The following is a 9876-nucleotide window of genomic DNA, read 5'->3' as shown; positions in this document are numbered from 1 at the left end:
GGATCTCAGCTATGCAGCGAAAATTGCCGGGGCTGCTGCGCAGCCCATCGCGACACAAGGCCGCTCCTACAGAAAGCTCCGCAGCCTTCAGGACTTGGCAGGTGTTGGCTCAGGGGCCTTTTCGACAGGCTTCTCAACCGGCTTCTCGATTACCGTCACCCGATCCAGTTCAATATTCACCCGACGATTACGCGCCCGGTTGGCAGCATTGGTGTTCTTCGCCAATGGGTAACGCTCGCCGTGGAAACGCACGGTAATCTGCTCTTCCGGAACGCCATGGGCCTTGAGGTAGTCGGCCACCGCCAGTGCCCGGCGGCGCGACATGTCGCGATTGGTCAGGCGGTTGCCACTGTTGTCGGAGTGGCCGTTGAGCTCGACATGGTTCACCGTCGGGTCAGCCTTCATGTAGTCGAGGATCACGTCCAGCCGCGCCCTGGCCGCGCCATCCAGCTCGAAGCCGCCCCCGGGGAAGCCAACCTGGGTCTGGCGCACCTGGTCGTAATTCATCGGCAGCAGCTTGCCGGCACAGGCCTGATAGTCGCTGTAGGCCTTGGCGAAGCTGACCGGTAGCACACGCACTTCCATCGGCCTGCCCGCCTCGCCGGCGTAATTGCGTACCACCGTGCTGCGCCCATCGAGCAGGCCGTTGATCAGGCGGCTGGCCTGGCCCTGGGACGAACTGAACAGCACCCCGGTGCGAGCCATCCGCACACTGCCCAGGTTGATGTCGCTGCGCCCGGGTTGCCACGGTGCAGCGGCTGCCAGCAAGGTGGCCGTGCCCGCCCCCAGAACGTTGCTGTCCGAACGCAGCTGGAACACCGGCTGCTCGCCCGCGCGGCGCACGAACTCGCCACTGCCGAAGCCGTCGATCGGCTGGATCAGCCGGCATTCGAACTGGTCACCCTCGACCTTCCAGGCGATGTTCTCCATGCGCGTCTGGAAGGTCAGCGCGCCGGCCGGCAGGCTGGCGAACAGGGTCAACAGGGCTAGGTAACGCTGGCGCACGGGCGGCTCCACAAATTCTGACGGCTTACCTGCAGGCTATCGGACGCTGGGCGGAAAACTTGATAGCCGTGCTCCACCCAGGGTTTTCCGGTAGCATTGGGGCTTGAGTTCGACCCGCCTGGAATCCCCAATGTCCGATCGCCTGACCCTCCTGCGTCCCGACGACTGGCACATCCATCTGCGCGATGGTGCCGTCCTGCCCCACACCGTTGGCGACGTGGCGCGTACTTTCGCCCGTGCCATCATCATGCCCAACCTGGTTCCGCCGGTGCGCAATGCCGCCGAGGCCGGCGCCTACCGTGAGCGCATCCTGGCCGCCCGCCCGGCTGGCAGCCGCTTCGAGCCGCTGATGGTGCTGTACCTCACCGACCGCACCAGCCCCGAGGACATCCGCGCGGCCAAGGCCAGCGGCTTCGTGTACGCCGCCAAGCTGTACCCTGCCGGTGCCACCACCAACTCCGACTCGGGCGTGACCAGCATCGACAACATCTTCCCGGCCATCGAGGCGCTGGCGGAAGTTGGCATGCCGCTACTGGTGCATGGCGAAGTGACCCGCAGCGAGATCGACGTGTTCGACCGCGAGAAGCGCTTCATCGACGAGCACATGCGCCGTGTGGTCGAGCGCTTCCCCACGCTGAAGGTGGTGTTCGAGCACATCACCACCAGCGATGCCGCGCAGTTCGTCACCGAGGCCCCGGCCAACGTTGGCGCGACCATCACCGCGCAGCACCTGCTGTACAACCGCAACCACATGCTGGTTGGCGGCATTCGCCCGCACTTCTATTGCCTGCCGATCCTCAAGCGCAACACGCACCAGGTGGCGCTGCTGGACGCGGCCACCAGCGGCAACCCGAAGTTCTTCCTGGGTACCGACTCGGCTCCGCACGCCCGTCACGCCAAGGAAGCCGCCTGCGGTTGCGCCGGTTGCTACACCGCCTACGCAGCCATCGAGATGTACGCCGAAGCGTTCGAGCAGCGTAACGCGCTGGACAAGCTGGAAGGCTTCGCCAGCCTGCACGGCCCGGCGTTCTATGGCCTGCCGGCGAACACCGACACCATTACCCTGGTCCGCGAGGAATGGACCGCCCCGGACAGCCTGCCATTTGGCGAGCAGACCGTGGTCCCGCTGCGCGCCGGCGAAAAACTGCGCTGGCGCCTGCTGGAGGAAAACGCGTGAGCGAAGACCTCTACGAAGACGATCTGGACAACCAAGGCAGCAGCGGCTCGCGCCACCCCATGGCCGAGCGCTTCCGCGGCTATTTGCCGGTAGTGGTAGATGTTGAAACCGGCGGCTTCAATAGCGCTACCGACGCCCTGCTGGAAATTGCCGCCGTCACCATCGGCATGGACGAAAAGGGCTTCCTGTTCCCCGAGCACACCTACTTCCACCGGGTGGAGCCATTCGAGGGCGCCAACATCGAGGCAGCAGCGCTGGAGTTCACCGGCATCAAGCTGGACCACCCGCTGCGCATGGCGGTCAGCGAGGAAAGCGCGCTGACCGACATCTTCCGCGGCGTACGCAAGGCGCTCAAGGCCAATGGCTGCAAGCGGGCTATCCTGGTGGGACACAACAGCAGCTTCGACCTGGGCTTCCTCAATGCGGCGGTGGCGCGCAATGACCTGAAGCGCAACCCGTTCCACCCGTTCTCCAGCTTCGACACCGCTACCCTGGCGGGCCTGGCTTATGGCCAGACCGTACTGGCGCGGGCCTGCCAGAGCGCCGACATCGACTTCGACGGGCGTGAGGCGCACTCGGCGCGTTATGACACCGAGAAGACGGCCGAGCTGTTCTGCGGCATCGTCAACCGCTGGAAAGAAATGGGCGGCTGGCGCGACTTCAACGATTGAGTTGAAAAAAGCATTCGCGGGCATGCCCGCTCCCACAGAGATCGCACAATGGCTGAGGCCTTTGGGATACCTGTGGTAGCAGGTTTACCTGCGAAGAGGCCGGCACAGAACGGCACAAAAAAACCGGCCACAAGGGCCGGTTTTTTCATGCACGCGGCAATTACAGCTTGCCAGCGTTCTCGCTCAGGTAGGCTGCAACGCCTTCCGGCGAAGCGTTCATGCCTTTGTCGCCTTTTTTCCAGTTGGCAGGGCAGACTTCGCCATGCTCTTCGTGGAACTGCAGGGCGTCGACCAGGCGCAGCAGCTCGTCCATGTTGCGGCCCAGTGGCAGGTCGTTGACGATCTGCGAACGGACAACACCGTTGGTGTCGATCAGGAAGGCGCCACGGAAGGCCACGCCGCCTTCGGACTCGACGTCGTAGGCCTTGCAGATTTCGTGGGTCATGTCGGCAGCCAGGGTGTACTTGACCTGGCCGATACCGCCGTTGTTGACCGGGGTGTTACGCCAGGCGTTGTGGGTGAAGTGCGAATCGATCGACACACCGATCACTTCGACGTTGCGTGCCTGGAAGTCAGGGATGCGGTTGTCCAGGGCGATCAGCTCGGACGGGCAGACGAAGGTGAAGTCCAGCGGGTAGAAGAACACCAGGCCGTACTTGCCCTTGATGGCCGAAGCCAGGTTGAAGCTGTCGACGATCTCGCCATTGCCCAGCACGGCCGGAACGGTGAAATCGGGGGCTTTCTTACCAACGAGTACGCTCATTGTAATCTCCTGATGAGGGTGAAAAACCGTTTGCCGGGCCAGACGGGCTTGCCCGACATCCAACAAAGGCCGACCATCATACACGGCTTCTGGTGACAGGCCGACTCCAACGACGAAGCAGCCGCCGGTCGCTCAAGCACGGTCCTTTCAGAAACTCCTTTGACAAGCATTCTCATTAACATTAAGCTCCACCCCATCGAGCCCACCAACGATGGTCAGCCTTTATGTATGTGTGTCTTTGTGTCGGCGTCACCGACGGACAGATCCGCGATGCGATCTATGAAGGATGCTGCAGCTACAAGGAAGTGCGAGCCGCGACCAACGTCGCCAGCCAGTGTGGCAAATGTGCCTGCGTGGCCAAGCAGGTGGTCCGCGAGACCCTGACCGAGCTCCAGGTCAGCCAGGCAGCCCTGCCCTACCCCGTGGAATTTACCGCGGCCTGAAACCCAGAATTCCAAGAACCGGACCTTGTGTCCGGTTTTTTTATGCCCGCAATTCAATAAGTTAGCGCTCCAACGCGGTTCACAAACATTCTTATTTCCATTAATTTTCACTTATTATTCAAGAGCTTAGGTTTGACACACCTAAGTATCGGGCTCAAACTTGCGTGTATTGGCACACTTCTACAGGGCAGGAACCCGACATGAAAGGCGACGTAAGCGTCATCCAGCATCTCAACAAGATCCTCGGAAACGAGCTGGTCGCGATCAACCAGTACTTCCTGCACGCACGCATGTATGAAGATTGGGGCCTGAACAAACTCGGCAAGCACGAGTACAAGGAATCCATCGACGAGATGAAACACGCTGACAAACTGATCAAGCGTATTCTCTTCCTCGAAGGCATCCCCAACGTCCAGGACCTGGGCAAGCTGCTGATTGGTGAGCACACCAAGGAAATGCTCGAATGCGACCTGAAGATCGAACAGAAAGGCTTGGTCGACCTGAAAGCAGCCATCGCCCATTGTGAAACCGCTGGCGACTTCGGCTCGCGTGACATGCTCGAAGACATCCTCGAGTCCGAGGAAGAACATATCGATTGGCTGGAAACCCAGCTGGGGCTGATCGACAAGATTGGTATCGAGAACTACCTGCAGTCGCAGATGGGCGAAGAATAAATATTCGCCCCATGAAAAAACCCGCGATCAGCGGGTTTTTTCATGCTTGCCGGAAAATCAGGCCTCGGAGGCCTTGGCCTTGGCAGCCGCTTCCTTGATCAGGGTCTGCAGCTCACCCTTCTCGAACATTTCCAGCATGATGTCGCTGCCGCCGACCAGCTCACCGGCTACCCAGAGCTGCGGGAAGGTCGGCCAGTTGGCGTACTTTGGCAGGTTCGCACGGATTTCCGGGTTCTGCAGGATGTCGACGTAGGCGAACTTCTCGCCACAACCCATCACGGCCTGCGATGCACGCGCAGAGAAGCCACACTGCGGGGCATTCGGCGAGCCTTTCATGTAAAGCAGAATGGTATTGTTGGCAATCTGCTCTTTGATCGTTTCGATGATATCCATGTAGCACCTCGGCTGAACTTTCCGACACGGTCGTCGGCACGGTGACGCATTGTAACGGAAAGCCGAGCAGCATGCTCGGCCTTACCGTTCCTTACGCGGCCTCTACCTGCACAGGTACGCCATTGAGGGCGGCATTACCGGAAACCTGGTCACGCAGGCGCTCATCGGTTAGGTCGTTGGCGCTCACGCCAGGCTGCGCCTTGGCGATCTGCATGTGCACGCCCTGCCGAGAATGACCGAAGCCATGGGGCAGGCTGACCACGCCCGGCATCATGTCCGCGCAGGCCTGCACCTCGACTTCAAGCTCCCCCGTACGCGAGCGGATACGAACCCTCTGGCCATCCTGCAGCTGCCTGTGCTGCAGGTCCTGCGGGTGCATCAACAACTGATGTCGCGGCTTTCCTTTCACCAGCCGATGAAAATTGTGCATCCACGAATTGTTGCTTCGCACATGGCGACGGCCGATCAGCAGCAGTTCGCCCGGTGCCGGAGGGACTTGTTGCGCCAGCCGCCCCAGGTCGTCCAGCAGCACCTGGGGCGCCGCTTCGACAGCCTTGCTGGCAGTCGCCAGGCGCGCAGCGAGGTTGGTGCGCAATGGCCCCAGGTCCAGGCCATGCGGGTGCTTGTCCAACGCTGCAAGCGACAACTGCCAGGGCGTCGCTTCACCATAGCGTCCCTTGCGCAGGGCCAGGTCGATCATCTGCGCTGGCGCCCAGGTCGGTTTCAACTCCAGCTCGGCGCGTTTGGCGAACGCCTGTGCGAGCCCGACGAAAATCTCCCAGTCATGCAATGCCCCTTCGGGCTTGGCCAGGATCGCCCGGTTGAAGCGGGTCACGTTGCGCACGGCCAGCAAGTTGAACGTGCTGTCGTAATGGTCGTTTTCCAGGGCCGAGGTGGAGGGCAGGATCAGGTCGGCATGTCGGGTGGTTTCGTTGATGTACAGGTCGATGCTGAGCATGAACTCCAGCCCCTCCAGCGCCACATCCAGCTGGCGGCCGTTGGGCGTGGACAGTACGGGGTTGCCAGCCACTGTCACCAGCGCACGCACCTGCCCTTCGCCGGGTGTCAGCATTTCCTCGGCCAAGGCCGCCACGGGCAGTTCGCCGCCGTATTCGGGCAAGCCCGACACCCGGCTCTGCCAGGCATTGAAATGGCCACCCGAGGTGGTCGCCACCAAGTCGACGGCAGGCTCGGTGCACAACGCGCCGCCTTCACGGTCAAGGTTGCCGGTCACCAGGTTGATCAGTTGCACCAGCCAGTGGCAAAGGGTGCCGTAGGCCTGGGTCGAAACCCCCATGCGGCCATAGCACACCGCCTTGTCGGCCGCGGCGAAGTCCCGTGCCAGCTGGCGGATGTCTGTAGCGGCAATGCCACAGTGCGCGCTCATGGCCTCCGCGCTGAACGGCGCGATCGCTTCGCGCACCTGCTGCAGCCCGATGACAGGCAAGTGCGAGCCGCGCGCCAGGCCTTCAGCAAACAGGGTGTTGAGCAAGCCACACAACAAGGCCGCATCCCCTCCAGGGCGAATGAACAAGTGACTGTCGGCCATAGCCGCCGTTTCGCTGCGCCGCGGGTCCACCACCACAAGGCGCCCACCCCTTGCCTGCAGGGCTTTGAGTCGTTTTTCCACATCCGGCACGGTCATGATGCTGCCGTTGGAGGCCAGCGGGTTGCCACCAAGGATCAGCATGAAACCGGTCTGGTCGATATCCGGAATCGGCAGGAGCAGGCCATGGCCGTACATGAGATGGCTGACCAGGTGTTGCGGCAACTGGTCCACCGAGGTGGCAGAGAAGCGGTTGCGGGTTTTCAGCAGGCCCAGGAAGTAGTTGCTGTGGGTCATCAGGCCGTAGTTGTGCACGCTCGGGTTACCTTGGTACACCGCCACCGCATTGCGCCCGTGGGTTTGCTGGATCGCCCACAGCCTGTCGGCGGCCAGGGCAAAGGCCTCGTCCCAACCGATTGCCTGCCAATGCTCGCCCACCCGCTTGTGCGGCTGGCGCAGGCGGTCGGGGTCGTTCTGGATGTCCTGCAGGGCCACGGCCTTTGGGCAGACATGGCCGCGGCTGAACGGGTCCTGGGGGTCGCCCTTGATCGAACTGATCAGCGCCCGCCCGTCGTCGTCATGGCTGACTTCGATATTCAGCCCACAGATCGCTTCGCACAGGTGACAGGCACGGTGATGCAGGGTCTTGGTCATGGCCGCCTCTGCCTTGTTGTCGGGAGGATGTGTAGAGGGTTGTCGAACATCGACTATGCACCCAGCCCCTGCCGCCGGCCAGCGCGCTTCGCGGCGTGAATCCACCGACATCAGGCACACGATTTGCGACAGCCATTTGCCAAATTGCCGGCAAGCCGTGTACAACCCTCTGTAGCAAATAAAAAACAGCACTGTCCGTCGGGTAAAGACACCCTTTGCAACACCCTTTGGTACTGGGCAGCTGTTTCCCCTCTTGGCTTCAGGCGACATTTACTTATAGTATTGCGCCTTTCCCTATTTCGTCCGCCCCCGTGCGGCTTACGCCGCAGGTCACTCCCGTTGTCAAAAAAAACCATACGGTCGACCTGCATACCGTTGCAGATAAGGTAGTCAATCATGAGCGCTAGGCACTTTCTCTCCCTGCTGGACTTCACCACCGACGAATTGCTCGGGGTGATCCGCCGCGGCATCGAGCTGAAGGACCTGCGCAAGCGAGGCGTGCTCTTCGAGCCGCTGAAAAACCGCGTGCTGGGCATGATCTTCGAGAAGTCCTCCACCCGTACCCGCGTGTCGTTCGAGGCCGGCATGATCCAGCTCGGCGGCCAGGCCATCTTCCTGTCCCCGCGCGACACCCAGCTGGGCCGTGGCGAGCCGATCGGCGACAGCGCCATCGTGCTGTCGAGCATGCTCGATGTGGTAATGATCCGTACCCACGCCCACAGCACCCTGACCGAATTCGCCGCCAACTCGCGTGTGCCGGTGATCAACGCGCTGTCCGACGAGTCGCACCCGTGCCAATTGCTGGCCGACATGCAAACCTTCCTCGAACACCGCGGCTCGATCCAGGGCAACACCGTGGCCTGGATCGGCGATGGCTTCAACATGTGCAACTCGTACATCGAGGCAGCCAGGCAGTTCGACTTCCAGCTGCGCATCGCCTGCCCGGAAGGCTACGAGCCGGACCCACGCTTCATGGCCATCGGTGGTGACCACGTGCAGATAGTGCGTGACCCGAAGGAAGCCGTGCGCGGCGCCCATCTGGTGACCACGGATGTCTGGACTTCCATGGGCCAGGAAGAGGAAACTGCACGGCGCCTGGCGCATTTCGCGCCTTACCAGGTCACCCGCGAACTGCTCGACCTGGCGGCACCCGACGCCCTGTTCATGCACTGCCTGCCAGCCCACCGTGGTGAGGAAATCAGCCATGACCTGCTCGACGACCCACGTTCGGTCGCCTGGGACCAGGCTGAAAACCGCCTGCATGCACAGAAGGCCCTTCTCGAATTCCTTGTAGAACCGGCTTACCACCACGCATGAGTCAACCCCTACTGCTCAACCTGCGCAACCTCGCCTGCGGCTATGGCGACCAGCGCATCGTCCAGAACCTCAACCTGCACCTGAACGCAGGCGACATTGGTTGCCTGCTGGGTTCATCCGGTTGCGGCAAAACCACCACCCTGCGCGCCATCGCCGGTTTCGAACCCGTGCACGACGGCGAGATACAGCTGGCTGGCGAGGTCATTTCCCGGGCTGGCTTCACCCTGGCCCCGGAAAAACGCCGCATCGGCATGGTGTTCCAGGACTACGCGCTGTTCCCGCACCTGACCGTGGCGCAGAACGTTGCCTTCGGTATTGCCAAGCACCCGCGCCAGGCCGAGGTCATCGAAGAGATGCTCGAACTGGTCAAGCTGGGCGGCCTGGGCGGGCGCTACCCGCATGAACTGTCCGGCGGCCAGCAGCAACGGGTCGCCCTGGCCCGTGCGCTGGCACCGGAGCCGCAACTGCTGCTGCTTGACGAGCCATTCTCCAACCTCGACGTGGAGCTGCGCCGACGCCTGAGCCATGAGGTTCGCGACATTCTCAAGAGCCGCGGCACCAGCGCCATCCTGGTGACCCATGACCAGGAAGAGGCCTTTGCCGTCAGCGACCAGGTCGGCGTGTTCAAGGAAGGCCGCCTGGAGCAGTGGGACACGCCTTACAACCTTTATCACGAGCCGCAGACGCCGTTCGTGGCCAGCTTCATTGGCCAGGGGTATTTCATCCGTGGGCAGATGATCAGCCACGAGGCCGTCAATACCGAACTGGGTGAACTGCGCGGCAACCGTGCCTACATCATGGCGCCGGGCAGTTCGGTAGATGTGCTGCTGCGCCCTGACGATATCGTCCACGCGCCGGGCAGTGCACTGCAGGCGAACATCGTCGGCAAGAGCTTCCTGGGTGCATCGACCTTGTACCGCCTGCAGTTGCCGACCGGCAGCCAGTTGGAGGCGATTTTCCCTAGCCATGACGACCATCAGGTCGGTGAGGATGTGGGGATTGCGGTAAAGGCCGATCACCTGGTGCTGTTCCCGGTGCCGGGCAGCGTGGCAGCGCAGTTGCCGCGGCAGGAAAACGGCGTGCGCCGGTACAGTTCGGCGACCTGATTCGAAACCCTGGGGCCGCTTTGCGGCCCTTTCGCGACACAAGGCCGCTTGTATGGTGATACTCGAAGGGGTGGTGGGACGAAAAAGCCGAATCTGACTGTTCACAGCAGTACAGACCGTGGGAGAA

At 62.0% G+C, this 9876-nt stretch carries 10 protein-coding genes; 6 read left to right on the top strand and 4 right to left on the bottom strand.

Annotation, left to right across the window (positions count from 1 at the left end; genetic code table 11):
• Positions 1-87: 87 nt before the first annotated feature.
• Entirely contained in the window at positions 88-1005 is a 918-nt protein-coding gene (locus ACK1U9_RS25505) for a flagellar protein MotY (RefSeq protein WP_046614752.1), read from the bottom strand.
• 130 nt (positions 1006-1135) lie between these two features.
• Here ACK1U9_RS25505 and pyrC point away from each other — a divergent pair, with 130 nt between their 5' ends.
• Positions 1136-2182, top strand: coding sequence for a dihydroorotase (gene pyrC, locus ACK1U9_RS25500; protein WP_046614753.1), 1047 nt, complete (start codon positions 1136-1138; stop codon positions 2180-2182).
• Between the two features lie 59 nt (positions 2183-2241).
• Positions 2242-2853: a ribonuclease T gene (gene rnt, locus ACK1U9_RS25495; RefSeq protein ID WP_225917480.1), complete on the top strand. Its 612-nt coding sequence runs from the start codon at positions 2242-2244 to the stop codon at positions 2851-2853.
• A 160-nt stretch (positions 2854-3013) separates the two neighbouring features.
• Here the strand turns inward: rnt and ACK1U9_RS25490 are convergent, their stop codons facing one another.
• On the bottom strand, positions 3014-3616 hold the full coding sequence (locus tag ACK1U9_RS25490; protein WP_003254945.1) for a peroxiredoxin: 603 nt from the start codon (positions 3614-3616) through the stop codon (positions 3014-3016).
• A gap of 224 nt (positions 3617-3840) precedes the next feature.
• On the opposite strand from ACK1U9_RS25490, the gene ACK1U9_RS25485 reads away from it, so the two are divergent.
• Together ACK1U9_RS25485 and bfr are read left to right on the top strand one after the other, a co-directional pair.
• Positions 3841-4059 (top strand): bacterioferritin-associated ferredoxin, encoded by a 219-nt coding sequence (locus tag ACK1U9_RS25485; RefSeq protein ID WP_003254947.1) that lies wholly within the window; start codon positions 3841-3843, stop codon positions 4057-4059.
• Positions 4060-4259: 200 nt separating this feature from the next.
• Entirely contained in the window at positions 4260-4733 is a 474-nt protein-coding gene (gene bfr, locus ACK1U9_RS25480; protein ID WP_003258014.1) for a bacterioferritin, read from the top strand.
• A gap of 57 nt (positions 4734-4790) precedes the next feature.
• Here bfr and grxD read toward each other — a convergent pair whose 3' ends face one another.
• Both grxD and ACK1U9_RS25470 read right to left on the bottom strand, forming a co-directional pair.
• Positions 4791-5126 (bottom strand): Grx4 family monothiol glutaredoxin, encoded by a 336-nt coding sequence (gene grxD / locus ACK1U9_RS25475; RefSeq protein ID WP_003254949.1) that lies wholly within the window; start codon positions 5124-5126, stop codon positions 4791-4793.
• Between the two features lie 91 nt (positions 5127-5217).
• Entirely contained in the window at positions 5218-7326 is a 2109-nt protein-coding gene (locus ACK1U9_RS25470; protein ID WP_085601560.1) for a molybdopterin oxidoreductase family protein, read from the bottom strand.
• Between the two features lie 396 nt (positions 7327-7722).
• On the opposite strand from ACK1U9_RS25470, the gene argF reads away from it, so the two are divergent.
• Together argF and ACK1U9_RS25460 are read left to right on the top strand one after the other, a co-directional pair.
• The gene (gene argF, locus ACK1U9_RS25465) at positions 7723-8643 is read left to right on the top strand and encodes an ornithine carbamoyltransferase (protein WP_153671571.1); all 921 of its coding nucleotides are present in this window, start codon (positions 7723-7725) and stop codon (positions 8641-8643) included.
• Positions 8640-9749, top strand: a complete 1110-nt coding sequence (locus ACK1U9_RS25460) for an ABC transporter ATP-binding protein (protein WP_085601561.1) — start codon at positions 8640-8642, stop codon at positions 9747-9749. The genes argF and ACK1U9_RS25460 overlap by 4 nt, the downstream gene beginning before the upstream one ends.
• Positions 9750-9876: the final 127 nt, after the last annotated feature.

The sequence above is a fragment of the Pseudomonas sp. XP1 genome (assembly GCF_053557675.1).
The sequence above is the reverse complement of the archived record's forward strand: the minus strand, read 5'-3'. Positions and strand labels throughout refer to the sequence as shown.